Annotated in this window: 25 protein-coding genes; 6 read left to right on the top strand and 19 right to left on the bottom strand. The window is 70.3% G+C overall.

The window, feature by feature from the left end:
* Positions 1–35 precede the first annotated feature (35 nt).
* Positions 36–977, bottom strand: coding sequence for a LysR family transcriptional regulator ArgP (locus tag AC2SGK_RS11620; RefSeq protein ID WP_488323689.1), 942 nt, complete (start codon positions 975–977; stop codon positions 36–38).
* A 90-nt stretch (positions 978–1,067) separates the two neighbouring features.
* Here AC2SGK_RS11620 and AC2SGK_RS11615 point away from each other — a divergent pair, with 90 nt between their 5' ends.
* Positions 1,068–1,703 (top strand): LysE/ArgO family amino acid transporter, encoded by a 636-nt coding sequence (locus AC2SGK_RS11615; protein WP_488323688.1) that lies wholly within the window; start codon positions 1,068–1,070, stop codon positions 1,701–1,703.
* Here AC2SGK_RS11615 and AC2SGK_RS11610 read toward each other — a convergent pair.
* The 4 genes from AC2SGK_RS11610 to AC2SGK_RS11595 form a co-directional block, all read right to left on the bottom strand.
* Positions 1,678–2,484 (bottom strand): transglutaminase family protein, encoded by an 807-nt coding sequence (locus AC2SGK_RS11610; RefSeq protein WP_488323687.1) that lies wholly within the window; start codon positions 2,482–2,484, stop codon positions 1,678–1,680. The genes AC2SGK_RS11615 and AC2SGK_RS11610 overlap by 26 nt on opposite strands.
* 3 nt (positions 2,485–2,487) lie before the next feature.
* The gene (locus tag AC2SGK_RS11605) at positions 2,488–3,444 is read right to left on the bottom strand and encodes an alpha-E domain-containing protein (RefSeq protein WP_488323686.1); all 957 of its coding nucleotides are present in this window, start codon (positions 3,442–3,444) and stop codon (positions 2,488–2,490) included.
* Between the two features lie 14 nt (positions 3,445–3,458).
* Positions 3,459–4,868: a circularly permuted type 2 ATP-grasp protein gene (locus AC2SGK_RS11600; RefSeq protein ID WP_488323685.1), complete on the bottom strand. Its 1,410-nt coding sequence runs from the start codon at positions 4,866–4,868 to the stop codon at positions 3,459–3,461.
* Between the two features lie 175 nt (positions 4,869–5,043).
* Complete coding sequence (locus AC2SGK_RS11595) at positions 5,044–6,204, bottom strand: acetyl-CoA C-acyltransferase (RefSeq protein WP_488323684.1); 1,161 nt, start codon at positions 6,202–6,204, stop codon at positions 5,044–5,046.
* 89 nt (positions 6,205–6,293) lie between these two features.
* Here AC2SGK_RS11595 and AC2SGK_RS11590 point away from each other — a divergent pair, with 89 nt between their 5' ends.
* Positions 6,294–6,686, top strand: a complete 393-nt coding sequence (locus AC2SGK_RS11590) for an STAS domain-containing protein (RefSeq protein WP_488323683.1) — start codon at positions 6,294–6,296, stop codon at positions 6,684–6,686.
* Entirely contained in the window at positions 6,683–7,204 is a 522-nt protein-coding gene (locus AC2SGK_RS11585; protein ID WP_488323682.1) for an ATP-binding protein, read from the top strand. Before AC2SGK_RS11590 ends, AC2SGK_RS11585 begins: the two co-directional genes overlap by 4 nt.
* Positions 7,205–7,211: 7 nt before the next feature.
* On the opposite strand, the gene hspQ is transcribed toward AC2SGK_RS11585, so the two are convergent.
* The 8 genes from hspQ to AC2SGK_RS11545 all read right to left on the bottom strand — a co-directional run bounded on the left by hspQ (position 7,212) and on the right by AC2SGK_RS11545 (position 13,631).
* Positions 7,212–7,544 (bottom strand): heat shock protein HspQ, encoded by a 333-nt coding sequence (gene hspQ / locus AC2SGK_RS11580; protein ID WP_488323681.1) that lies wholly within the window; start codon positions 7,542–7,544, stop codon positions 7,212–7,214.
* A 96-nt stretch (positions 7,545–7,640) separates the two neighbouring features.
* Positions 7,641–8,090, bottom strand: a complete 450-nt coding sequence (locus tag AC2SGK_RS11575) for a CreA family protein (protein WP_488323680.1) — start codon at positions 8,088–8,090, stop codon at positions 7,641–7,643.
* Between the two features lie 4 nt (positions 8,091–8,094).
* Complete coding sequence (locus AC2SGK_RS11570) at positions 8,095–8,817, bottom strand: metallophosphoesterase (RefSeq protein WP_488323679.1); 723 nt, start codon at positions 8,815–8,817, stop codon at positions 8,095–8,097.
* A 69-nt stretch (positions 8,818–8,886) separates the two neighbouring features.
* Positions 8,887–10,476: a phosphoglycerate dehydrogenase gene (gene serA / locus AC2SGK_RS11565; RefSeq protein WP_488323678.1), complete on the bottom strand. Its 1,590-nt coding sequence runs from the start codon at positions 10,474–10,476 to the stop codon at positions 8,887–8,889.
* A 115-nt stretch (positions 10,477–10,591) separates the two neighbouring features.
* Entirely contained in the window at positions 10,592–11,737 is a 1,146-nt protein-coding gene (locus AC2SGK_RS11560; protein ID WP_488323677.1) for a phosphoserine transaminase, read from the bottom strand.
* 99 nt (positions 11,738–11,836) lie between these two features.
* A complete protein-coding gene (locus AC2SGK_RS11555; RefSeq protein WP_488323676.1) occupies positions 11,837–12,463 on the bottom strand; it encodes an HD domain-containing protein in 627 nt (208 codons plus the stop codon).
* A gap of 6 nt (positions 12,464–12,469) precedes the next feature.
* Positions 12,470–12,994, bottom strand: a complete 525-nt coding sequence (gene secB / locus AC2SGK_RS11550) for a protein-export chaperone SecB (RefSeq protein WP_488323675.1) — start codon at positions 12,992–12,994, stop codon at positions 12,470–12,472.
* A gap of 100 nt (positions 12,995–13,094) precedes the next feature.
* Positions 13,095–13,631, bottom strand: coding sequence for an FxsA family protein (locus tag AC2SGK_RS11545; protein WP_488323674.1), 537 nt, complete (start codon positions 13,629–13,631; stop codon positions 13,095–13,097).
* Positions 13,632–13,739: 108 nt separating this feature from the next.
* Between AC2SGK_RS11545 and AC2SGK_RS11540 the strand changes: the two genes are divergently transcribed.
* The gene (locus AC2SGK_RS11540) at positions 13,740–14,396 is read left to right on the top strand and encodes a Tim44/TimA family putative adaptor protein (RefSeq protein WP_488323673.1); all 657 of its coding nucleotides are present in this window, start codon (positions 13,740–13,742) and stop codon (positions 14,394–14,396) included.
* A complete protein-coding gene (locus AC2SGK_RS11535; RefSeq protein ID WP_488323672.1) occupies positions 14,396–14,998 on the top strand; it encodes a Smr/MutS family protein in 603 nt (200 codons plus the stop codon). The genes AC2SGK_RS11540 and AC2SGK_RS11535 overlap by 1 nt, the downstream gene beginning before the upstream one ends.
* A gap of 34 nt (positions 14,999–15,032) precedes the next feature.
* On the opposite strand, the gene AC2SGK_RS11530 is transcribed toward AC2SGK_RS11535, so the two are convergent.
* From AC2SGK_RS11530 to hslV, 3 genes are all read right to left on the bottom strand, one after another.
* Positions 15,033–15,212: a PLDc N-terminal domain-containing protein gene (locus AC2SGK_RS11530; RefSeq protein ID WP_411838105.1), complete on the bottom strand. Its 180-nt coding sequence runs from the start codon at positions 15,210–15,212 to the stop codon at positions 15,033–15,035.
* A gap of 61 nt (positions 15,213–15,273) precedes the next feature.
* Positions 15,274–16,581, bottom strand: coding sequence for an ATP-dependent protease ATPase subunit HslU (gene hslU / locus AC2SGK_RS11525; protein WP_488323671.1), 1,308 nt, complete (start codon positions 16,579–16,581; stop codon positions 15,274–15,276).
* 135 nt (positions 16,582–16,716) lie between these two features.
* Positions 16,717–17,271, bottom strand: coding sequence for an ATP-dependent protease subunit HslV (gene hslV / locus AC2SGK_RS11520; RefSeq protein WP_411838103.1), 555 nt, complete (start codon positions 17,269–17,271; stop codon positions 16,717–16,719).
* A gap of 102 nt (positions 17,272–17,373) precedes the next feature.
* On the opposite strand from hslV, the gene AC2SGK_RS11515 reads away from it, so the two are divergent.
* A complete protein-coding gene (locus tag AC2SGK_RS11515) occupies positions 17,374–18,273 on the top strand; it encodes a hypothetical protein (protein WP_488323670.1) in 900 nt (299 codons plus the stop codon).
* 34 nt (positions 18,274–18,307) lie between these two features.
* Here AC2SGK_RS11515 and trxA read toward each other — a convergent pair whose 3' ends face one another.
* The 3 genes from trxA to addB form a co-directional block, all read right to left on the bottom strand.
* Positions 18,308–18,628: a thioredoxin gene (trxA, locus tag AC2SGK_RS11510; RefSeq protein WP_488323669.1), complete on the bottom strand. Its 321-nt coding sequence runs from the start codon at positions 18,626–18,628 to the stop codon at positions 18,308–18,310.
* Positions 18,629–18,710: 82 nt separating this feature from the next.
* On the bottom strand, positions 18,711–22,073 hold the full coding sequence (gene addA, locus AC2SGK_RS11505; protein WP_488323668.1) for a double-strand break repair helicase AddA: 3,363 nt from the start codon (positions 22,071–22,073) through the stop codon (positions 18,711–18,713).
* Positions 22,066–25,005, bottom strand: coding sequence for a double-strand break repair protein AddB (addB, locus tag AC2SGK_RS11500; RefSeq protein WP_488323778.1), 2,940 nt, complete (start codon positions 25,003–25,005; stop codon positions 22,066–22,068). The genes addA and addB overlap by 8 nt, the downstream gene beginning before the upstream one ends.

Here is a 25,005-nt window from a genome sequence, read left to right as displayed (position 1 = left end):
GGGATGCGCGGCCGCGGCGGGAACCGCAATCACCATCACCCTATCGCATTTGAACCCGCGGTGGTTCCGAAATCGTCCGGGGCCCCGTCGCGCGGCAAGGCCGCGGCCGCCGCACGCCGCACCGCGCGGGTCAGGGGCGTCAGCGACGCGGCCGCCACGCGGTTCACCTGCCAGACCAGCGCCACGTCATGCGGCACGCCGGGCGCCAGCGCGACCAGCCGCCCCGCCGCCAGATGCCCCGCGACCAGGGCCTCGGGGTTCAGGCCCCAGCCCATGCCAGCGAGGCACGCCTCGACGAAGCCGGTGCTGGAGGGCAGGCCATGCGCGGGCAGGCTGCCCACGCCCCAGTGCCGGGCGGCCCAGTCCTGCTGCATCCGGTCCTTGCGGTTGAAGGCCAAGGCGGGCGCGCGGGCCAGCGCCGCGGCGGTGACGCCGCCCGGAAAGTGCCGCGCCATGAAGTCCGGGCTGGCCGTCGCGCGATAGCGCAGGACGCCCAGGGACCGCATCTCGCATCCGGGCACCGGCTGCGCCGAGGCGGTGACGGCGGCCAGGACCCGGCCCTCGCGCAGCCAGTCGGCGGTATGGCCTTCGTCATCGACGGACAGATCGACCAGCACCGCGCCATCGGCGGTGAAATCGGCCAAGGCGGGCAGGAACCAGGTCGCCAGGCTGTCGGCATTGACCGCGACGCGCAGGCTGGGCCGCGGGTCCGAGGGCTGCGAGAGGCCCGGAAGGTGACGGGCCAGGCCGGCCTCCAGCAGGTCGACCTGCTCCATATGGCGGCACAGGCGCAAGCCCGCCGGGGTGGCGGTGCAGGGCTGGCCGCGCCGGATCAGCACCGTGCCCAGACGCTCCTCCAGCTGGCGCACCCGCTGCGACACGGCCGAGGGCGAGATGTTCAGCGCCCGCGCCGCCTGATCGAAGCTGCCCAGGCGGGCGATCAGCGCGACGGCACGGGCGGCGGCATGGTCCAGCATCGGTTTTCCTTCACCCGCGTAAGCCATCCGAATTTGTCCGGGGCGGGACGACAGGCTAGGACGGGGGCGATCCACGGGAAAGGCCCCGCAATGAGCGTCTTCTTCACCGGCATGGCGACCGGGCTTGGGCTGATCGTGGCGATCGGCGCGCAGAACGCCTTCGTGCTGCGGCAGGGGCTGCGGGGGCAGCATGTGACCGCCGTGGCGCTGACCTGCGCGCTGTCGGATGCGCTGCTGATCGGGGCGGGCGTGGCGGGGGCGGGGGCGCTGACCGCGCGGCTGCCTTGGCTGGACCCGGTGATGCGGGCGGCGGGGGCGGCGTTCCTGATCTGGTACGGGGCGCGCAGCCTGCGGTCCGCGCTGCGATCCGACGCGGCGCTGGAGGTGGCGGGGCAGGGGCCGGACGCGCCGCTTGGGGCGGTGCTGGCCACCTGCCTGGCGATCACCTGGCTGAACCCGCATGTCTGGCTGGACACGGTGGTGCTGCTGGGCGCGATCTCGACCCAGTATCCGGGGTCCGAGGCATGGTTCGCGGCGGGCGCGATCAGCGGATCGTTCCTGTTCTTCCTGACGCTGGCGCATGGGGCGGCGTGGCTGCGGCCGGTCTTTGCCCGGCCCCGCGCGTGGCGGCGGCTGGAATTCGCGATCGCCCTAGTCATGTGGGCGATCGCGGCCAGCCTGGTCTGGCCGTGGGTGGCGGCTATTGCGCCATCTCCTCGACCCTGACGGTCACGTCCATGTCCTCGGCGCCCGACCCCATGGCGACGCCCCGGATCGGGGCCGCATCCGCGGCATCCAGGCCCGATCCCAACCGCACATAGCGCTCGTCCGGACAGCAGCGGTTCGCCGCGTCGAAGCCGACCCAGCCCAGGCCCGGCACATGGATCTCGGCCCAGGCATGGGCCGCGTCATGGGCCTTGCCGTCCAGCGTCGAGTGCAGATAGCCCGAGACATAGCGCGCCGGCATGCCCGACAGGCGCGCGATGGCGGTCAGCGCATGGGTGTGGTCCTGGCAGACCCCCTCGCCCAAGGCCAGGGCCTGCGCGGCGGTGGTGCCGGTCTGCGTCACGCCGGGGCGAAAGGCGATGCGGTCGCTGATCGCGCTGGACAGGCGGTGCGCCCGGTCCAGCGGGTCGTCGCCCGCCACGGACGCGGCCAGTTCACGCAGCGCATCGTCGGGCCGGGTCGCCGGGCTGTCTCGCAGATAGGTCAACGGGTTGATCATCTCGCGGTGGCCGCGCAGAACGCCTGCCGTGTCGCGCGTGTCCACGCGGCCGGTGATGCGGACCGTGACCTGATCGACCGGGCCGCGCACGGTCCAGCCCTCGATCCAGTCGCCGGCGCCGTCGCGGAAGCCCGGCCCGCGCAGCCCGCCCGACACGTCGATCTGCCAGTCATGGGTCTTCTGCCCCTCGAAGATCGAGGGCGTCAGGCGCAGGCTCTGGACCAGGTTCCGGATCGGCTGGTCATAGCGATAGAGCGTCTCATGGGCGATCATCAGGCGCATGGGTCACACTCCTCCCAGCAGATAGTCCTGGTGCACCAGGTTCGAGACGGTGGACAGCTCCTGGATGAACCAGCTGAGGAACTCGTGCAGGCCCTCGTCGAAGATCATCTCGATGTCGCGGGCCTGCAGCGCGGCCAGCACCTCGCGCGCCTTGTCGCGGGCGCTGGTCGGCACGCTGTCGCCATAGCGCCGCGCCAGCCCCTCCAGGTGCCACACCGTCTCATAGAGCGAGGTGATCAGCGCGCGCGGGCTTTCCCCGTTCAGGATCAGGAAATCGGCCACCTGCCCCGCGGTGATGTCGCCGCCATAGGCCCAGTGATAGGCCCGATGCGCCGACAGCGCGCGCAGGATCACCTGCCACTGATAGGTGTCCAGACCCGATCCGACGAATTCGATGCGCGGCAGCAGCACGAAATACTTCACGTCCAGCAGGCGGGCGGTCGCGTCGGCCCGCTCCAGCCCATAGCCCAGGTTCATGAAGTGCCAGCCGTCGTTGCGCAGCTGCGAGGCGTTGATCGCGCCCCGCACGGTCGAGGTGTGGGCGGTCACGAAATCGGTCAGCGAGGCCGTGTCCAGCTTGGCCCGCGGGGTGCGCTCGATCTTGCGCAGCTCCTGATAGGCCACGTTCAGCGCGTCCCAGACCTGGCTGGTCAGCGCGGTGCGCACGATGCGCCCGGCCTCGCGCGCCTTCTCGACGCAGCTGACAACCGATGAGGGGTTGTCATGGTCGAAGAAGATGAACTCCTCGATGTTCTCCTGGGTGATGCCGCCGTATTTCTGGCCGAACAGGTCCGCGCTGCCCGAGGCCTGCAGCAGCGAGTTCCATTCGTTCTGATAGCCGGCCTCGGTATTGGGCAGCAGCGTGATGCGCTGGCCCACGTCCAGCAGGCGGGCGGCGGTTTCGGCGCGTTCCAGATGGCGGCCCATCCAGAACAGGTTGGAGGCGGTGCGGCTGAGCATCGTGTTGCGTCCCCTCATTCCGACAGGACCCAGGTGTCCTTGACACCTCCGCCCTGTGACGAGTTCACCACCAACGACCCCTCGCGCAGCGCGACGCGGGTCAGGCCGCCCGGCACCAGCTCAATCCGGTCGCCGCACAGGCAATAGGGCCGCAGGTCCACATGGCGCGGCGCGATGCCGTCCTCGACGAAGGTCGGGCAGGTGGACAGGGCCAGCGTGGGCTGGGCGATGTAGTTCGACGGATTGGCCTGGATCTTGGCGCGGAAGGTCTCGATCTCCTCCCTCGTGGACTTGGGGCCGACCAGCATGCCGTAGCCGCCCGATCCGTGGACCTCCTTGACGACCAGTTCGGGCAGGTGCTCCATCACATAGCGGTAATCGTCGTCCTTCCACAGCGTCCAGGTCTGGACGTTGTTCAGGATCGGCTCCTCGCCCAGATAGAACCGGACCATCTCGGGGACGAAGGTGTAGATGGCCTTGTCGTCGGCCACGCCCGCGCCCGGCGCGGAACAGATCGACACCCCGCCCGAACGATAGACGTCCATCAGCCCCGGAATGCCCAGCATGCTGTCGGGCCTGAAGCACAGCGGGTCCAGGAACGGGTCGTCGATCCGGCGATAGATCACGTCCACCCGGCGCGGGCCGGTGGTGGTGCGCATGTAGCAGAACTCGCCATCCACGAACAGGTCCTGCCCCTCGACCAGCTCGACCCCCATCAGGTTGGCCAGGAAGCTGTGCTCGTAATAGGCGCTGTTGAAATGGCCGGGCGTCAGGATCACGCAGGTCGGCCGGTCGTTGCATTTCGCCGGCGCCACCGATTCCAGCGTGCGGCGCAGGAGGTCGGGATACTGGTCCACGGGCTCGATCCGGTTGCCGCGGAACAGGCCGGGGAACATGCGCATCATGATCTCGCGGTTCTCCAGCATGTAGCTGACCCCGGACGGCGTGCGGCAGTTGTCCTCCAGGACGTAGAACTCGTCCTTGGCGGTGCGCACCAGGTCGATGCCGATGATGTGCGAATAGATGCCGCGCGGCGGCACCACGCCGACCACGGCCTTCTCATAGGCCTCGTTCTGATAGACCAGCCGCGCCGGGATGCGGCCCGCGCGGATGATCTCTCCGCGGCCATAGACGTCGCGCAGGAAGGCGTTCAGCGCCCGCGCGCGCTGCTTGATGCCGCGCTCCAGGCGGCGCCACTCGGCCTGCTCAAAGACCCGGGGCATCATGTCGAAGGGGATCAGCCGGTCCGGATCGCCGCCCTCGCCATAGACGGCGAAGGTGATGCCGATGCGCCGGAACAGCGCCTCGGCCTCGGCCTGCTTCATCTGGCGGAAGTCGTCGGGCATCGTCTCGACCCATTCCCGCAGCCGGGCATAGGGTTCGCGCACGCGCTCGCCCTCGAACATCTCGTTGTATGTGCTCATCCATCCCCCACTCGTCACGCGTCATTCAGGGTCTTGCGCCCCGCCGATGATCCGCGTCCGCCCGTCCGAAGTCCACAGCAGAACCGCCGGATTTGCCTGTTGGTTCCGCAGCATGACCGGCCGGGCGAAGCCGTGCCGATGCACGGGACGGCAGGCTGCCGGTTTTGCGGGCAGTTCAGGTCAGCTCGATGGCGACGGCGGTACCCTCTCCGCCGCCGATGCAGATGGCGGCGACCCCCCGGCTGAGGCCGCGGGCCTGCAGCGCATGGATCAGCGTGACGATGATGCGCGCCCCCGATGCGCCGATCGGATGGCCCAGGGCGCAGGCCCCGCCGTTCACGTTGACGCGGTCATGCGACAGGCCCATGCGCGCCATGAAGGCCATGGGGACGACGGCAAAGGCCTCGTTCACCTCCCACAGATCGACGCTGTCGGTGCTCCAGCCGATCCGGGCCAGCAGCTTTTCGGCAGCAGGCACGGGGGCGGTCGGGAACTGTCCGGGCGCCTGACCGTGGCTGGCATGACCCAGGATGCGCGCGACGGCGCCCGACGGATCGGCCCCGATCACCAGCGCCGCCGCCCCGTCCGAGATGCTGGAGCTGTTGGCCGCCGTCACCGTCCCGTCCTTGCGGAAGGCGGGCTTCAGCCGCGGGATCTTGTCGGGGCGGGCCAGGCCCGGCTGCTCGTCGATCTCGACGATTCGGTCGCCGCCGCGGCCCGGCACGGTGACCGCGGCGATCTCGGCGGCAAAGGCGCCCCGGGCAATGGCCTCCTGCGCGCGGGTCAGGCTGGCCAGGGCGTATTCGTCCTGCGCCTGCCGGGTGAAGGCGAACTCGGCGGCGCAATCCTCGGCGAAGGTGCCCATCAGGCGGCCCTTGTCATAGGCGTCCTCCAGCCCGTCCAGGAACATGTGGTCCAGGACCTGCCCATGCCCCAGACGCGCGCCCGCCCGCATCTTCGGCAGCAGATAGGGGGCGTTCGACATGCTCTCCATGCCGCCGGCCACGACCGTCTCGGCACTGCCCGCGGCGATCGCGTCGGCGGCCATCATGACCGCCTGCATGCCCGATCCGCACATCTTGTTCAGCGTCGTGGCCGGCACCTCCTGTCCCAGCCCCGCGGCAAAGCCCGCCTGACGCGCCGGCGCCTGCCCCTGCCCGGCGGGCAGCACGCAGCCCATCAGCAGCGAATCGACCGGCCGCCCGCCTGCCTGCGCCAGCGCGGCACGGATCGCCGTGCCGCCCAGATCGGCGGCGGCGACGGGCGACAGCGCCCCCATCAGCCCGCCCATCGGGGTGCGCGCGGCACCTTGCACGAAAATCTGTCGTGTCGTCATGAATTCCCCCTCATGTCCCTGCCCTCCGCTTACCGGATCGTAACCTTTCCCGTCTACTGAGGAACGCAGAAGCACAGGAAAGGCCGATCATGCAGTTCATCGTCGAAGAGACCGAGTCCCACCTGCACATCACGGTGACGGAGCCCCGGATCGACGCGGCGATCGCGACCTTGTTCAAGGACAAGCTGCGCGAGATCGTGGTCGGCCGCCGCAAGCCCGTCCATCTGGACATGGCCGCGGTCGACTTCATGGACAGCTCCGGCCTGGGTGCCATGATCGCCGTCCGCAAGAGCCTGCCCGAGACGGTGGAGCTGGTGCTGCTGGCGCTGACCCCGAATGTCGAGCGGGTGTTCCGCCTGACGCGAATGGACAGCGTCTTCGACATCCGCCCCGCGGTCCCGGCCTCCCATGCCTCCCGGCCCCACACCGCTCAGCCCCACATCGCTCAGCCCCACATCGCTCAGAAGGAGCAACGTGAATGACCTCCAGCGAACGCTCCGGCATCGGCGTCGATGCCGGCACGGGCGCGCGTCCCGCGGCCCGGACGCAGCCGATGTTCCACCGCGTGCTCAGCGCGCATCCGATGACCGTGCGCGACACGCTGAGCGACGTGCGCCTGCGCTTCCGCGCCGAGGTCAGCGACGACACCCTGGGACGGCTGGAGCTGGTCCTGGCCGAGGTGATGAACAACGTGGCCGAACACGCGCCCCTGACGGCGCCCGACGACGCCGAGCCGCACCTGCCGGTGATCCACCTGTGCATCGTGCGCCACAGCGGCGGGCTGGCCTGCGCGCTGACCGATGACGGAGCGTCCCTGCCCGACGACTGCCTGCTGCCGCGCGGCCTGCCGCCGATGCTGGCCGACGACATGCCCGAGGGCGGGTTCGGCTGGTTCCTGATCCAGGACCTGACGCAGGCGCTGTGCTACTACCGCGAGGAGAGCCGGAACTATCTGGCCTTCAGCATCCCCTTCACGCAGCGCGAGGCCGAGGGCGCCTGATGCGGCCTCAGTTCACCGGTCCCGCCAGGAAATAGCGTCCGTCCTCGAAGGCGCCGAACATGTCGCCGACCTCGGGATGGTCCAGCGGCTCTCCCGAACAGTCCAGCTCCAAGTTCTGCTCCGAGACATAGGCGACGTAATAGGTCGCCTCGGTCTCGGCAAAGAGATGGTAGAAGGGCTGATCCTTGTCGGGGCGCACGTCCTCGGGGATGGATTCGTACCATTCGTCGGTATTGGCGAATTCCGGATCGACATCGAAGATCACCCCGCGGAACGGGCGCGACCGGTGACGGACCACCTGTCCAAGGCTGTATTTCGCATGGCGGCTCTGGGCCGGCATCCGCGCGGGTTCCATCATCTCATTCCGGCTCGATCAGACGTCAGCGCGCCTTCTAGCGCGACCCGTCAGCGCTGTCCACCGAATCGCCCCACTGCCTCAGGGCGCGCGGTCCTCGGCCAGCAGGGGCACGGTCGCCATCGACATCTTGGCCGATCCCTCGGTCACCTGGCTGGCATGGGCCAGATAGATCAGCACCCGGTTCTCGGCATCATAGACGCGCTGGACCCGCAGCGTCTTGAAGACCAGCGACCGCCCCTCCGAGAACAGCGCCTCCGCCTCCCCGGGGTCCAGCGCCGAGACGTCGATCGCCCCCGTCCGCGCGCATTGGATCGCGCTGTTCGAGGGGTCCTCAAACCAGTTCCCCTGGCTCAGCCGGTCCAAGACCGAGCGTTCGAAATAGGCCAGATGGCAGGTCACGCCGGGCACGTCGGGATCGCGGATCGCCTCGATCACCACGTCGTTCCCGACCCAGTCCACGCCGACCCGGCCGATCTCCTCGGCGGCGGCGGGCAGGGCCAGCAGGCTCAGCAGGGCGGCAAGGCGCATCGGTTCACTCCGGCGACAGGGGCTCTCGGCCCGATTCGGTCAGCAGATGCACGGCGCCCGGCTCGATCACGGCCGTGGCCAGCGGACGGCCATAGGCGGCACCGCCATCCATGTTCAGGCGGTTTCGATACAGCGCCGGACGCTCCAGCGCGGTATGGCCATGCACGACCAGCGGGCCGTGATCGACCTCGCTGTCCAGGAACCCCTGACGGATCCAGACCAGGTCCTGCTCCTGCTGCCGCTGCAGGTCGATGCCCGGCCGCACGCCCGCATGCACGACCAGCGCCAGCGGATGCAGGTGCCACAGCGGCAGCCCGGCCAGGAACCGGACGTGATCGTCCGGCACCGCCCGTCGCGCGGCCTCCAGCAGGGCCGCCCGCGGCATCCCGGCGTCCAGCCCGTAGGAGGCCAGCGTCGCCGCCGCCCCCAGCCCCGGATGGTCGATCCAGTGCTGACCCGAGGACAGGCCCGGATCGACCCAGTCGGGCCGCTGCAGGAAGGCGGGCAGGAACCGGTCGTGATTGCCGCGCGTGACGATCCAGGGCCGCCCGGCGCGCCGGCCCTCCATCAGGTGCTGGACAACGCCGCGCGAATCGGGTCCCCGGTCGATCAGGTCGCCCACATGGGCGATGACCGCATCGCGACCGCCATCGCGGAAGATCCGTTCTTGCGCGGCCTTCAGCTGTTCCAGATGTCCGTGGATGTCGCCGATCGCGTAAAGTCGCATCCGTCCTCCGGTCATGGCGCACGGCAGGAGGGCCGCACGCCCCATGGCTAGGGGCGTGCGGCGGGAAGGTCAAACCTCGAATTGCAGGCGGCGGGCCTGCAGGAACTTGCCGGTGTTCTGCAGCGCGGCCAAGGCCTCGTCGCTGATCGCCTCGTCCAGGTACAGGATGGCGATGGCATCCGCGCCGTTCGCGGCCCGGCCCAGGGTGAAGTTCGCGATGTTCACGCCCAGATCGCCCAAGGTCATCCCCAGGGCGCCGATCACGCCCGGCACGTCCTTGTTGCGGGTATACAGCATGTGCGCGCCCACCTCGGCATCCACGTTGATGCCGCGGATCTGGATGAAGCGCGGCTTGCCGTCGCTGAAGACCGTGCCTGCGATGGACCGCTCGCGGGTCTCGGTGACGCAGGTGACCTTGACGTACCCCTCATAGGCGCCGGCCTTGTCCTGCCTGGTCGTCGACACCTGCACGCCCCGCTCCTTGGCCATGACCGGTGCCGAAACCATGTTCACGTCCGGATTCGTGGCCTGCATCACGCCGGCGATGACGGCCGCGTTCAGCGCGTTCAGGTTCATCTCGGACACGACGCCGTCGTACAGCACGTTGATCGCCTTGATCGGCTCGTCCGTCATCTGGCCCACGAAGGCGCCCAGATGGCCGGCCAGCTTGATCCAGGGGCCCATCACCGCGGCCTCCTCGGCCGTGACCGACGGCATGTTCAAGGCGTTCTGCACCGCACCCGACAGCAGATAGTCCGACATCTGCTCGGCCACCTGCAGGGCGACGTTCTCCTGCGCCTCGGTGGTCGAGGCGCCCAGATGCGGCGTCACGACCACGTTCGGCAGGTTGAATAGCGGGCTTTCGGTCGCGGGCTCGACGGCGAAGACGTCGAAGGCGGCGCCGGCCACGCGCCCGTCCTTCAGCGCCTCGGCCAGCGCCTCCTCGTCCACCAGGCCGCCGCGGGCGCAGTTGATGATGCGCACGCCCTTCTTCAGCTTGGCGATGGCCTCGCGCGACAGGATGTTCTTGGTCTTCTCGGTCAGCGGCACGTGGAAGGTGATGAAATCCGCCCGGCCCAGCAGCTCGTCCAGCTCGACCTTGGTGACGCCGATCTCGCGCGCCCGCTCCTCGGACAGGAAGGGGTCATAGGCCAGCACCTTCATGTGCAGCCCCAAGGCGCGGTCGATCACGATGGACCCAATATTGCCCGCCCCGATGACGCCCAGGGTCTTGTTGAACAGCTCGACCCCCATGAAGCGGTTCTTCTCCCACTTGCCGGCATGGGTGCTGACGCTGGCCTCGGGCAGCTGGCGAGCGACCGCGAACATCATCGCGATGGCATGCTCGGCCGTGGTCACACTGTTGCCGAAGGGCGTGTTCATCACGATGACGCCCTTCTTGCTGGCGGCCGGGATGTCGACGTTGTCGACCCCGATGCCCGCACGGCCGATGACCTTCAGGTTCGCCGCCTGCTCCAGCAGCTTCTCGGTCACCTTGGTCGCGGACCGGATGGCCAACCCGTCATACTGCCCGATCACCTCGGCCAGCTTCTCCTTGTCCTTGCCCAGATCGGGCAGGTAATCCACCTCGACGCCGCGATCGCGAAAGATCTGGACGGCGGTTTCCGACAGCTTGTCGGACACGAGAACCTTCGGCATGGGACTTATCCTTGTCATGCGGCATCCGGGCACAGCCTCGCGGACGCCTTGTTTCTTCTTCAGAAAAATATCCTGCGGGGGGTCCGGGGGGCGCAAGGCCCCCCGGCCTCTCGGATCACTGCGCGGCCAGCTCGGCGCGGTAGGCCCATTCGATCCACGGCATCAGGGCCGCGACATCGGCGGTCTCGACCGTCGATCCGCACCAGATCCGCAGACCGGCCGGCGCATCGCGATAGGCGCCCGCATCCAGCGCGACGCCCTCCTTCTCCAGCCGCTTGGCCACGGCCTTGGCAAAGGCCGCGCCGTCCTTGATGGCCGGATCGGTGAACTTCAGGCAGACGCTGGTCGTCGATGCGGTGGCCGGGTCCTCGGCCAGATCGGCGATCCAGTCCTTGTCCGCGATGAAATCGCGCACAGCAGCCGCATTGGCATCCGCCCGCGCGATCAGCGCCGGCAGACCGCCCAGGGATTGCGCCCATTTCAGCGCGACCAGGTAATCCTCGACCGCCAGCATCGAGGGCGTGTTGATCGTCTCGCCCTTGAAGATGCCCTCGATCAGCTTGCCGCCCTTGGTCATGCGGAAGATCTTGGGCAGCGGCCAGGCGGGGACATAGGTCTCCAGCCGCTCGACAGCGCGCGGCGACAGGATCAGCACGCCATGCGCACCCTCGCCGCCCAGCACCTTCTGCCAGCTGAAGGTCACCACATCCAGCTTGTCCCAAGGCAGGTCCATGGCAAAGGCCGCGCTGGTCGCGTCGCAGATGGTCAGGCCCGCGCGGTCCGCGGGGATCGCGTCGCCGTTCGGCACGCGCACGCCGCTGGTGGTGCCGTTCCAGGTGAAGACGACATCCTTGTCGAACTCGACCTCGGCCAGATCGACGATCTTGCCGTAATCGGCCTTGCGGACGGTGGCATCCAGCTTCAGCTGCTTCACGGCATCCGTGACCCAGCCCTCGCCGAAGCTTTCCCAGGCCAGCATCTCGACGGGGCGGGCGCCCAGCAGGGACCACATGGCCATCTCGACGGCGCCGGTGTCGGAGCCGGGGACGATGCCGATGCGGTAATCGGCCGGCACGCCCAGGACCGCGCGGGTCAGCTCGATCGCCTCGGCCAGCTTGGACTTGCCGACGGCGGCGCGATGCGACCGGCCCAGGGGCGCGTCCGACAGCATGTCCAGCGAATAATGGGGGATCTTGGCGCAGGGGCCAGAGGAGAAGCGCGGATTTGCCGGCCGCGCGGCCGGGATCGCATGATCGGTCATGTGACTAGCCTTCCAGCTAAAGGCCCCTCGTTGGGGAGGGGTGTCCCACGGACCGACATACGCGCGCCATGCCCCCGAAGCAAGCCCCTTGCGCGGCGGTCAGCCGCCGGGCGGGGGAGCACCGGCGCCGTCCACCTGCGCCAGAACGGCCGCGAAGCGCTCCAGAAAGGCCGCGCGGGTCTCGGCCGGGGGGCGCAGGGTGATGCTCAGGTCGGGCAGCATCTGCGCCTCGGGGACGGGGAACAGGCGCTGCGCCTCGGCCGCGCCGAAGCCCGCGATGGTCACCGCCTCCAGGCGGGCCGAGACGCGGTCGGCCGCCTTGATCCGCCGCTTGACCGCCACGGGCAGCACCGCGGGCAGACCGAAGCGCAGATGGATCGCCGCCGCCAGACGCGCGTCCATCGCCTTGTATTCGCCGCCCAGGGCCGCCTTCACCGGAGAGATCATGTCCCCGATGACATATTCCGGCGCGTCATGCAGCAGCGCGGCCAGCCGCCAGCGCGGATCGCAGCCGGGGTCCAGCCGCGCCATGATCTGCTCCACCAGCAGCGAATGTTCCGCCACCGAATAGGGCCAGTCGCCCTGCGTCTGGCCGTTCCAGCGCGCGACGAAGGCCAGGCCGTGGGCGATGTCCCCGATCTCGATGTCGAAGGGCGTCGGGTCCAGCAGGTTCAGCCGGCGGCCCGACAGCATCCGCTGCCAGGCGCGCGATGCGGGCCTGGCCATCGGATCTTACGACAGGCGCTGGTCGGCGGGCGCGGCTTGGGCGGCCTGGGCGCGGCGCGCCAGTTCCTGGCGGTAGAGGGCCACGAAATCGACCGGGTCCATGTTGAAGGCCGGAAAGCCGCCGTCGCGGGTCATGTCCGAGATGATGCGCCGGACATACGGGAACAGCATGCGCGGGCATTCGATCATCAGGAACGGGTGCAGCTGCTCCTGCGGGACGCCGTCGATCTGGAAGACCCCGCCGTAATCCAGCTCGGCCAGGAACAGCGTCGCGCCGTCGCCCTTGTTGGTCGAGGTAACGCGGTACTTGGTGATGACCTCGTACTGGGTGTCGCTGCCGCGCTTGCGGGCGTCCAGGCTGACCTGCACGGTGATCTCGGGCAGGACCTCGCCCTGGGGCGCGCCCTTCTGGGCGACGGCGTTCTCGAACGACAGGTCGCGGATGAACTGGGCCAGGATCTGCATGCGCGGCTGCGCGGCGGCCGGGGCCTGGGGCTGGGCTGCGCCGTTCTGCGGGGTGTCTTCGGTCATGGTCCTACCTTCGTTATCCGTATGGGCGTGATGCGTATGGGCGCAAAGCCTGCGAACATGACGCGTGCAGACCGCGTTCTAGCAGGCCGGCACGCGGCGCTCAATGCCGGGTCCAGCCGGAGCCCCGGCCCGTTCCGCGACCCGGCGGCGGCGGCACGTCGCCCAGCTCCGGCGGCAGGTCCACCGGCGGGCGCGGGGACCCGCCGTCATCGGCCACGACGTAATCGCCGTCGATCACACCGGCGTCATAGGGGGGGCGGTGCGGCTCATGTCGGGGCATGCCCCGCGTCGTGGTGACGCGCCGGGCGATGCGCGACATCAGCAGGCGGCGCACCCCCGGCACCAGCAGCGCCAGGCCCAGGATGTCGCTGAAGAAGCCCGGAATCAGCAGCAGCAGGCCCGCTACGATCACCATCGCGCCATCGGCCATGGGGCGCATGGGGTCGCGCATCTCGGCCAAGCTGCGCTGGACCTCCAGCCCCGCGCGGGCGCCCTGACCGCGGATGAGGGCTATGCCCAGGACGGCCGACAGCACCACGAGGCCCAGGGTCGGCCACAGGCCGATCAGCCCTCCGACCTGGATGAACAGCGCGATCTCGATGATCGGCACCACCAGAAACATGGCGAACAGCCGCATGTGAATTCCCCTTCCTGCCGGCGCGGAAACTGGACTTGCGCCAAGGCACTCCCTACATAATGCACAGACCGCCCGATACCAACGCCGTTTGACCAGAGGTTGCCCTGCATGTCCAACCCGCTACTCCAGCTGATCGTCCTTGCCGGAATCGCGATCTTTCTGATCCTGCGGCTGAAAAACGTGCTGGGGACACGCGACGGGTTCGAGCCCCCGCAGGTCGACCAGACCCCCGCCCGCCCCGGCCGCTTCGAGGTGATCGAGGGCAGCGCGGATGAGCCCGACCACGACATCCTCGACCATGCCGAGGCCGGCGGCCCCGCCGCGACCGCGCTGGCCGCGATGAAGCGGGCCGAGCCGTCTTTCGGGCTGCGCGACTTTCTGGGCGGCGCGCGCCAGGCCTACGAGATGATCCTGATGGCCTTCGAGCGGGGCGACCTGTCCGAGGTCCGTCCCTTCCTGGCCCCCGAGGTCGCCGAGGCCCTGCAATCGGTCATCGACCAGCGCAGCGCCGCGGGCCAGACCGTCGAGGCGACCTATCTGGGCACCCGCGACACCAGCCTGGCGGCGGCCGAATACGACCCCGCCACGCGCGTCGGCCAGATCACCGTCCGCTTTGTCGGGGAGCTGATCGCCGTGACCCGCGCCGCCGACGGCAGCGTGGTCGAGGGCGACCCCAAGGCCCCGCGCAAGCAGAAGGACACTTGGACCTTCGCCCGTCCGATGGGTCAGGACGACCCCAACTGGCAGCTTGTCGCGACCGGCTGATGGCACGCCGACGGGGGCTGACGCCCGAGGACCGGGATCTCTGGACCCGCGTCGCGCGAACCGCAGAACCGCTGGACCCCAAGCGCAAGGGACAGGCCGCCGATCTGGCGGCCTTTGCTGATATGATCGCCCCCCCTGCGCCCGCGCCCACGCCGCCCGCCCCGCTGCCGCGGTTCCGCGTGGGCCAGGCCGCGTCCCTGCCCGCCCCCAAGATCGCGCGCCCCGTCTCGCCCGCCGAGCAGCTGTCGGCCGCGGCCCTGCGCATGGACGCGCGGACCCATCGCCGGATGAGCAAGGGAAAGCTGCACCCCGAGGCGCGTCTGGACCTGCACGGCCTGACCCTGTCCGAGGCGCAGCCGGAACTGCTGCACTTCATCCTGCACAGCCATGCGAACGGCCTGAGGCTGGTGCTGGTCATCACGGGAAAGGGGCGGGGCGATCACGGGCCGATGCCGACGCGACCGGGCGCGCTGCGCTATCAGGTGCCTTACTGGCTGCATGCGGCGCCCCTGTCGGCGGTGGTGCAGCAAGTCAGCGCGGCACATTTCCGCCATGGCGGCGACGGGGCCTATTACGTCTATCTGCGCCGGCCCAAGGGTTAGGCGCGCGCCCCGGATGCGGGGCGCGCGGCGCGGGTCACAGCCGGACGTTCGACTTCGGTCCCGCGAAGTACCAGATGATCAGGCCGACAACCGGCAGGATCACGATCAGCAGGATCCACAGGATCTTCGATTTGTTGCTGGCATTCGTGTTGATGATCTGCGCGATCGCCCAGACATCCAGCACGAAGATGATGACGCTGAAAATCCAACCCATGTGATCCGTCCCCTTCTGTGTTCAGCCAGCCAACCCGACAGGGCCGCGCCGGGTTCCCCGGTCACAGGACATAGCGCGACAGGTCGGTCGACCGCGACAGATCGCCCAGATGGCGTTCCACGAAATCGGCATCCACGCTGACCGACTGGCCGCTGCGGTCGGGGGCGGTGAAGGACAGCTCCTCGAACACCCGTTCGATCACCGTGTACAGCCTGCGCGCACCGATGTTCTCGACGGATGCGTTGACCTCGGCCGCGATGCGGGCCAGCGCGGCGATGCCGTCCTCGGTGAAGGCCACGCTGACACCCTCGGTCTGCATCAGCGCGGTGTACTGGCGCGTCAGGGCGTTGTCGGTCTCGGTCAGGATGCGGACGAAATCCGCCTCGCTCAGCGCGCGCAGCTCGACCCGGATCGGCAGGCGGCCCTGCAGTTCGGGCAGCAGGTCCGAGGGTTTCGCCACATGGAACGCCCCCGAGGCGATGAACAGGATATGGTCCGTCTTGACCGCGCCGTATTTGGTGCTGACCGTCGTGCCCTCGATCAGCGGCAGCAGGTCGCGCTGCACGCCCTCGCGGCTGACATCGCCGCCGCGCGCCTCTGCGCGGGCGCAGACCTTGTCGATCTCGTCGATGAAGACGATGCCGTTCTGCTGCACCGCCTCCAGCGCCGCGGCCTTGACCGCGTCGTCGTCCAGGAGCTTGTCGGCCTCCTCCGCGATCAGCAGCTCATAGCTTTCCGCCACCGTCACCTTGCGCCGCACCTTGCGGCCGCCAAAGGCCTTCATCAGCCCCGACAGGTCCATCATCCCGCCCAGGGGCTGGCCCGGCTGGCCGGGCATCTCCATCCCGCCCAGCGGGTTCGAGTTGTCCTGAACCTCCAGCTCGATCACCGTGTCGTCCAGCTCGCCGCGCTTCAGCTTGTCGCGGAACATCTGGCGGGTGCCGTCGCGGGCATCCTTGCCGGCCAGGGCCTCGACCACGCGCTCCTCGGCGGCCCTGTGGGCGCGGGCCTTGACCGCCTCGCGCATCCGCTCGCGCGTGTCGATCATGGCGGCATCCGTCAGGTCGCGGATGATCTGCTCGACGTCGCGGCCGACATAGCCGACCTCAGTGAACTTGGTCGCCTCGACCTTGATGAAGGGCGCATTGGCCAGCTTGGCCAGGCGGCGGCTGATCTCGGTCTTGCCGACACCGGTCGGCCCGATCATCAGGATGTTCTTGGGATAGACCTCGTCGCGCAGGTCGTCGCCCAACTGCTTGCGGCGCCAGCGGTTGCGCAGGGCCACGGCGACGGCGCGCTTGGCGTCGTTCTGGCCGATGATGAACCGGTCCAGCTCGGACACGATCTCGCGGGGGGTCAGGTCAGTCATGGATCTCTCTCCTCGAACGGCCCGGCGCAGCGCACCGCTCGCCCTTCTTCTTCACAAAAATATCCTCAGGGGTCAGCCAGAGGTTCGCCATCGGTTCAAGAACCGCTGGCTGACGGGGCGAAGCGCCCCCGGCCTTCATCCGATGGTCTCGACCGTCAGGCGCCCGTTGGTATAGACGCAGATATCGGCCGCGATCTGCATGGCCTTACGGGCGATCGCCTCGGCGTCCAGGTCGCTCTCCAGCAAGCCCCGCGCCGCGGCCAAGGCGAAATTCCCGCCCGATCCGATGGCCGCCACGTCATGTTCGGGCTCCAGCACGTCGCCCGCGCCGGTCACGACCAGCAGGTCGACGCCGTCGGTCACGATCAGCATGGCCTCCAAGTTGCGCAGATACTTGTCCATGCGCCAATCCTTGGCCAGATCCACGCAGGCGCGCTGCAGTTGACCGGGCGCGGCCTCCAGCTTCTTCTCCAGCCGCTCCAGCAGGGTGAAGGCATCGGCCGTCGATCCGGCAAAGCCCACGACCACGTCGCGTCCGCCGGGGGTCAGGCGGCGCACCTTGCGGGCGCTGCCCTTCATCACGGTCGGGCCGACGCTGACCTGTCCGTCGCCTGCCACGACCACCTTGCCGCCCCGGCGCACCGCCAGGATCGTCGTGCCGTGCCAGCCGGGAAATCTGTCCTCTGCCATCGGGCCTGCTCCATCTGCCTTCCGTCGGCTCAGCAGATATGAACCCCCACGGCCCGGCGCAACCCGTTGAAAAGCGGCCGCACCCGCCCTAGCGTCCGGGGCATGAGCGATCTGTTGCTGAGCGTCTATCTGCATGCCCCCATCCTGCAGACCGCACAGGCGGGCAAGCTGGGCTTCCTGAACCGCATCCGCGCGCTTCTGGAACCCCGCGGCTGGCGGATCGAGATCCACCGCTCGGGCGAGGCCGCCCGCGCCCGGGCCCCGGACCGCCCCGGCTATGCGCTCTACAACATGGAGCATCCGACCCATGACCGGGCGCTGACCTTCCGCCTGGCCTATCATTATCCCTATTGGCGGCTGGAGCGGGTGGCCGAACGCTGGCGCTGGCCCATCGCGCAGACGGCGTTCGATCCGACCCGGATCGAGGCCGACGCCGCGCAGCGCTTTGCCCGCCGCCTGCGCGCCCGCGTGCTGCCGGGGTCCGAACCCGTGCGGGGCGATCACATCCTGATCCCGCTGCAGGGGCATCTGCGCCGCCAGCGCAGCTTTCAGTCGGCCAGCCCCGTGCAGATGATCCGCGCCGCCGCCCGCACCGGCCGCCCCTGCATCGCCACCCTGCACCCCAAGGAGGTCCATGACGATGCCGACCGCGCCGCCCTGGACCGCTTGGCGCGCGACCATCCGAACCTGACCATCGGCGGCGACACCGCGGCGCGGCTGCGCGACTGCGCCTTCGTCGTGACGCAGAACAGCGGGGTGGGGTTCGACGGGCTGATCCTGGGCAAGCCGGTCGTGCTGTTCGGCCTGTCGGATTACCACCACGTCACGCTGGATGCGGCCACCCTGGGGGCCGAGCGCGCTCTGGCAATGGCCCCCGACCATGCGCCACCGGTGGAACGGTTCCTGGACTGGTTCCTCCGCCGCACCAGCCTGGACATGATGGCGCCCGATGCCGATACGCGCCTGCTGGCGGCCATGAAGAAAGGCGGCTGGCCCGTCTGAGGGGCCGCCGCCTTTCGCGTGGATCAGGCAGAAATCAGACGCTTTCGTCGATCCAGCTCTTCAGCGCGGCCTTGGGGGCGGCGCCCATGCGGTTCGACACGACCTCGCCGCCCTTGAACATGAACAGCGCGGGGATGCCGCGCACGCCCAGGGCCGCGGCCTGTTCGGGGTTCTCGTCCACGTTGACCTTCACGATCTTCACGCGGCCCGCGTATTCGTCGGACAGCTCTTCCAGCGCGGGGCCGATCTGCTTGCAGGGGCCGCACCATTCGGCCCAGAAATCGACGATCACGGGGGTGTCGGCCTGACGCACCTGGGCGTCGAAATCGGCGTCGTTCACATGCACGGTGGCCATGGTCGGGCTCCTTTTCGGAAATGGGGGCCGGCAGGACCGGCAGGACGGGATGCCCAACAGCTATGGGCGGGGGGGCTTTTGGTCAAGGGACGGGGGCCAGTTCGGCCATCACCCGGTCCAGAAGCGCGTCGGGCAGGGTCATCAGGCTGCGCGTCGCCGTCCACAGCACCGCCATGCGCAGGGGCCGGTCTGGCCAGATGCCGCGCAGCGCCGCGCGATAGGCCGCCATCTGCCGCAGGATGCCCAGGGGAACAGCCTCGGGGGTCGCGGGCACGTCGGCATTGGTCTTGTAGTCGACGGCGGTGATCAGCGCCTCGGTCACCACCAGCCGGTCAATCACCCCGTTCAGCACCCCCAACCCGGCGACGGGCGCGGTCAGCGCGACCTCGGACAGGACCTGCGCGCCCGGTCCGGGCTGCATCAGCGCCTCCAGCGCCGGGGCGGTCAGGACCGCGCGCGCCTCCTCCAGCAGGTCGTCCAGTTCGGGCGAGTCGGGCAGGCCGCCCTCGGCCCCCGACAGGATGGCGCGGGCGATGCGGGGCCAGTCCGGCGCGGGATGGTCGGGCAGATGCTCCAGCAGCAGATGCAGCCGCGTGCCGCGCAGCATGGCCGCGTCGCGGTCGCCCGCGCTGGTGGGGGTCAGGACCTTGGCCCCGCCCAGCCCGCTGGCGGTGACGGGGGCCACGAAATCGGGGGCGGGGGGCGGCATGCGCAGCGCCCAGTCCGGTGCGGCGACGGGCTGCGCCGCGACGGCCGGGACGGCCTCGGCCTGGTCGGGCCAGTCCCCCCAGGACAGGCGCAGGCCGGTGCCCAGCCCCTCGACCGGCAGGTCCCGGCGGTCCAGCGCGGCGCGGCCCGCGCCCTCGGCCACCATGGCATGCCAGCTGTCCAGCCCCTCGCCCGTCTCTCCGGCGGCGGCGACGATCAGCCAGCTTTCGGCCCGCGTCATGGCGACATAGAGCAGCCGCCGCCGCTCCTCCTCCTGCCGGGTCTGCCACTCGGCCACGGCCATCGCCACCGCGTCGCAGCGCTCGGGCGCCGCGCCGCGCCAGACCGGCATCCCGTCCAGCCGCACCAGGGGCTGGCGGTTGTTCGGCTTGCGCACCTGCGTCTCGGGCAGGATCACGATGGGGCTTTCCAGACCCTTGGAGCCATGCACCGTCATCACCCGGATCAGCCCGCCCGCACCGCCGGGCAGCTGGCGCTTGACCTCGACCTCGTCGCTGGCCAGCCAGACCAGGAAACCGGTCAGGGAGGGCGTCTCGACCTGCTCATAGGCCAAGGCCTGCGACATCAGCTCGTCGATGCCGTCCACCGCCTCGGGGCCAAGCCGCGCCAGCAGCGCCGCGCGCCCCCCGTGCCGGGTCAGCAGCCGCGCGATCAGGTCGTGCGGGCGCAGATAGTCGGCCTGCCCCGCCAGGTCGTTCAGCACCGCCTGCGCCGCGACATGGCGCGATTCGCGCAGACGCATCCACAGGTATTCCCGCTTGGCGCGCCCGGCCGCCAGCCGATAGAGGTCATCCTCGGACAGCCCGAACAGCGGCGAGCGCAGCGCCGCGGCCAGCGACAGGTCATCCTCGGGCGTGGCCAGGACCGACAGGACGGCGATGACGTCGCGCACCGCCAGTTCGCCCGCCAGCCGCAGCCGGTCCGCACCCGCCACCGGCAGGCCCGCGGATTTCAGCGCCGCGATCAGCGCCGCGAACAGCGTGCCGCGCCGCTGGACCAGGATCTGGATGTCGCCCGCATGCAGGGGCCGCGGCTGGCCCGATTTCGCGTCGATGATGGGACTGCCCAGCATCGCACGGATCTGGATCGCGACATGGCGGGCCAGCTGCGTGTCGGCGTCGTTTTCGGACGGCGCATCGACCGGGCGGGTCCAGTCCTCGGGGTCGGTCTTGTCGGGCTTGGGCAGAGCGGGCCAGATGTCCACGCGGCCGGGCAGGGCCGCCTTGAAGGCCACGTGCCGGGGCGGATCGCCCAGACCCGCCGCGGCCTCTCCCTGAAAGACCGCATCGACCAGAGCCAGAATGGCCGGTGACGACCGGAAGCTGTGGGCCAGCCCGCGCTGCTGCATCGGCGCCTGCACGGTCTCGAAATCGGCGGCGAAGCGGCCGCGCATCGCCTCGAAGACCGCGATGTCGGCGCCCTGGAAGGAATAGATCGACTGTTTCGGATCGCCCACCACGAACAGCGTGCGCGGCCGGTCATGCGCGCCCGCGCCGCTGGTGAATTCGTCGGTCAGGCGGCGGATCACGCGCCATTGCTCGGGGCTGGTGTCCTGGGCCTCATCGACCAGGATGTGGTCGATGCCGCCGTCCAGACGCCACAGCACCCATTGCGCCATGCTGGATTCCTCCAGCAGTTCGGCGGTGCGGCGGATCAGGTCGTCGAAATCCAGCCAGCCCCGCGCGGCCTTGGCGGCCTGCATCCGGGTCGCGAAGGCGTGCCCGAAGCGGTGCAGCGCCAGTGTGCGCTCGGCCGCGGCCAAGGCCAGTGCATCGGGGCGGGCCAGCTCCACCCGCTCCATCAGCGCCTCCAGATCGGCCATGAAGGGCGCGCAGGCACCCGTTCGCAGGTCCTTGGTTGGCAGGGCGCCGATCTTGGCGCCGAAGGGCACCTTGGCGGTCCCGCCGTAAAGCAGGCAGCCGAACAGCTGCTCCAGATCGGCCATGCCGGGATCGCGCCAGTTCACCTGGGCCAGCGCCTCGGCCAGCTTGACATCGGTCGCCTTGCCGGTCCGCAGCACCGGGATCAGGGCATCGGCCAGATCGGCCTCGGCATCCGTGAAGACCCGCGCCAGCAGCGCCTCCGCCGTCAGGCCGGGCGGCAGGTCAAGCGCGGCCCAGATCGCGGATGCGTCCGGCGCGTCGGCGTAATCGGGCAGGGACAGGCCGGCCAGGAACCCGTCCAGATCCTCGCCGCCATGCAGGCGGGTCAGGTCGGCGATGGCGGGGTGGCCCTCCTCGGCCATCTCCTCGACGATCTCGGCGCGGAGCGCCCGGGCGCTGCGGTCGTCCAGCTCGGCAAAGCCCATCGGCACGCCCGCCTCCAGCGGAAAGCGGCGCAGGACGGCGGCGCAGAAGCTGTGGATGGTCTGCACCTTGAGCCCGCCCGGCGTCTCGATCGCGCGGGCGAAGAGGCGCCGCGCGGCGGGCAGGTCCGGGTCGCCCCCCTCGCCCAGCTGCGCCAGCTCAAGGCGCAGGTCCGGCTCGGACAGCATCGCCCATCGGCCAAGCCGCGCCAGCAGGCGGTTCTGCATCTCGGTCGCGGCGGCCTTGGTATAGGTCAGGCACAGGATGCGTTCCGGCGGCGTGCCCGCCAGCAGCAGCCGCGCCACCCGGTCGGTCAGCACCCGCGTCTTGCCCGAGCCCGCATTGGCCGTCAGCCAGGTCGAGCGCAGCGGGTCCGCCGCCGCGATCTGGTTCCGCGTCGCCTCATCCATCGTGATCGCCCACCTTTCGCGGTTCCGCCGCATCGGTCAGCGCCCATTCGCCGTAGCGCGCCAGATGGTCGTAATCGCCCGCATAGGCCGACAGCTGCGGCGCGCGCATGGCGGTGAAGCCCGCCTCGCCGGTCAGATAGGCCTGCATCAGGCGCACGAACCCGTCCCAGGTCTCGGCCTCCAGCCCCGGATCATGGGCGCGGGCGAAGGTCCGACCCTCGCCGCCCAGCTGGATGTAGCGGATGCCCGCGACATCCACCGGACCCAGCGCGTCGAACCCGCCGCGCCGCGCCATCGCGGCCTCCAGCATCAGCTGCTTGTCGAAATGGCGGATCATCGCGTCGGTCGGCGGCGTGCCGGACTTGTAGTCATAGACCATCACCTGCCCGTCGCTGAGCAGGTCGATCCGGTCGGGCTTGGCGGTCAGCACCACGTCCATCCCGGCCAGCGCGACGCGGCCATGGTTCTCGACGATGACGGGCCGGCCCTCGGCCAGGCGGGCCAGCTCGTCGGCGACGATCCGGTCGGCGATGCCCGCGATGCGCGCCTGCCAGAAGGCGCGGGCGGCGGGCCAGGGCACGTCCTCGGCCAGCTTTCGCGCGGTGACCTCCAGGAGCTGCGCCTTGAGCACCTCCGGCGCCATGTCCGGGTCGGGGCGGGCCTTCAGCAGGTCCTCGACGATGGCGTGCAGAGTCTGGCCGCGCAGCGCGGCGTCGGGCTGGGGCCGCAGCGCGGGCAGGGGGCGCAGGCCCAGCACGCGCTTGGCATAGACCGCAAAGGGATCGCGGATCAGCAGCGACACATCCGTCACCGGCAGGTCCTTGAAGGGCCGCCCCGGCGGGATCGGAGAGGGGCGCGCGGCGGGCGCGACCGGCGCGGGCGGGCGGGCCACGGCCTCGGCCAGGGACAGCCAGCGGTTGCCCCGCGCGCGCATTTCGGCCAGGGCCTCGGGGCCGCGCCGCTCGGGCAGGCCGCCCATCAGGTTCAGCATCCGGTTCAGCCAGCGCGACGGGATCGTCTCGGCCTCGGCGTCGCGGCGCGCGCGGGTCAGGATCACCCGGTCCGCGGCGATGGCCTGCTGAAAGTCATGGGCTGCCAGCCCGATCTGGCGTTCGGGCAGCGGCAGGCCCGCCGCCGCGCGCATCTGGCGCGACAGCCACGGGTCGGGGGACAGAGGCTGCGGCCAGCCGCCCTCGTTCAGGCCCGACAGGATGACGGTGCCATGGCCGTGCAGGCGCGCCTCGCGCGGGCCGTGGATGCGCAGGCAATGATGCGCCTCGACATCGTCGCGCACCGCCTTGGCCTGAAGCTCGGTCACCAGCAGGGCGCTGAAATCGGCTGGGCCGAGATCGGGACCCTCCGCCGCATGCTCGGACAGATGGTCCAGCACGGCGCGCGCCATCTGGCCCGCCTTGTCCTGCCACAGCCGCGACTGCTGGGCGTCGCCCTGCGGCCCCGCGGCCAGCGCCTGTGCCAGGTCCAGCATGTCGGCCAGCCGGTCGGGCAGGGGGCGGGGCGCGCGGTCGCGCGCGACGGCGGTGATCCGCGCCAGCATCGCGGACAGCCAGCCCGCCCACAGCTTGCGCATCGCGTCGCCCCTGTCGGCCCAATCGGCCAGCGCCGCGGCATCGGGAAAGGCCGGGCCGTGGCGGCGCAGCTGCAGCTCCAGCTCGCGGGTCTGGCGCAGCATCTCGTTGCGCGGCAGCGCGGTCGATCCGGTCGCGGTCAGCGGATGTTTCAGCAGGATCAGCAGCCTGTCGATGGTCAGCGCCTGGCCGAACAGCGCCGCCACCTGACGCAGGAACAGGCCCGGCGCGGTCAGGGGCAGGGGGCGGCCAGCGCTGTCGTCGGGGCGGATGTGCCAGCGGTCCAGCGCCGCCGTGACGCGCCGGATCAGCCCGCTGTCGGCGGCGATCAGGGTGATCTGCTCGCCGTCGCGTTCGGCGGCGTCGCGCATGATCAGCGCGATCGTCTCGGCCTCCTGGCCGGGCTGGTCGGCCTCGATCAGGGTCAGCGCCGCCGTGGCCTCGACCAGGTCGGGCAAAGCGGGGCCTTCGGCGATCCACTGGTCGGTGACCGGCGCGGGCCGAAGCGCCAAGGACACCAGCCGGTTGCGCGCGACCGACGGAGGCCGCGCCGCGGTCCAGGGTCGCGGCCGCCCCGCCGCCGCGATCAGGGGCGCGAACCGCGCCTGCGGGTGGTCGTCGGCATGCTCCAGTCCCTCCCAGACCGCCTCCGGCTGATCGAAGTCGAAGCCCGGCAGCACCACGGCCCCGTCGGGCAGCGTCGCGACCGCCTGCATGAACAGCCGCGTCGCGCCGTGCGACCCGGTGGAGCCCGCAACGATCACCGGCCCCTGCGGCAGATTGATCCCCTGCGGCCAGTCGCGGGCGGCGGCCTCGGCCGCGGCGCGCTGGCGGGCGGGGCGGTCGCGGGACGGATCGCCCAGGTGGAACTCGGCCGCGATGCGCAGGAAGGCCAGCGCGTTCTGCCAGTGGCGGGCATGATCGCCCGCGTCAATCGCCTCAAGGTCCGACAGAGTGCGGCCTTCGGTCTGCATCTCGACCATCAGCTGCGACAGGGACTGCGCCAGCACGGGAATGGAGTGCCCCGCCCCCAGATCGGGGCGCAGGGCCAGCATCCGCGCCATCAGCCGCGCCAGCTGCAGCCGCCGCGCCAAAGGCGGCACCGGCGGGTCGGGCATGACCAGCGGCCCCGGATCGATCCCGGTGATCGAGCGGATCTGCGGCAGCAGCAGCGGCCCCGCCCGGTCGAAGGCCCGGAACAGCGCGCCCCGCGTGGGCGCCGCGTTCACATAGACGGTGACGCGGGCCAGGGCCTCGGGCGGCTGACCGGCCATCCGCTCCAGCAGGCCGCGCACGAAGCCTTCGGCGAACTCCACCCCCGGCGGCAGGGCGTAAAGGCCCCGCAT

This window comes from Paracoccus sp. NIOT.M2S5SZ12, from assembly GCF_057748165.1.
The sequence above is the reverse complement of the archived record's forward strand: the minus strand, read 5'-3'. Positions and strand labels throughout refer to the sequence as shown.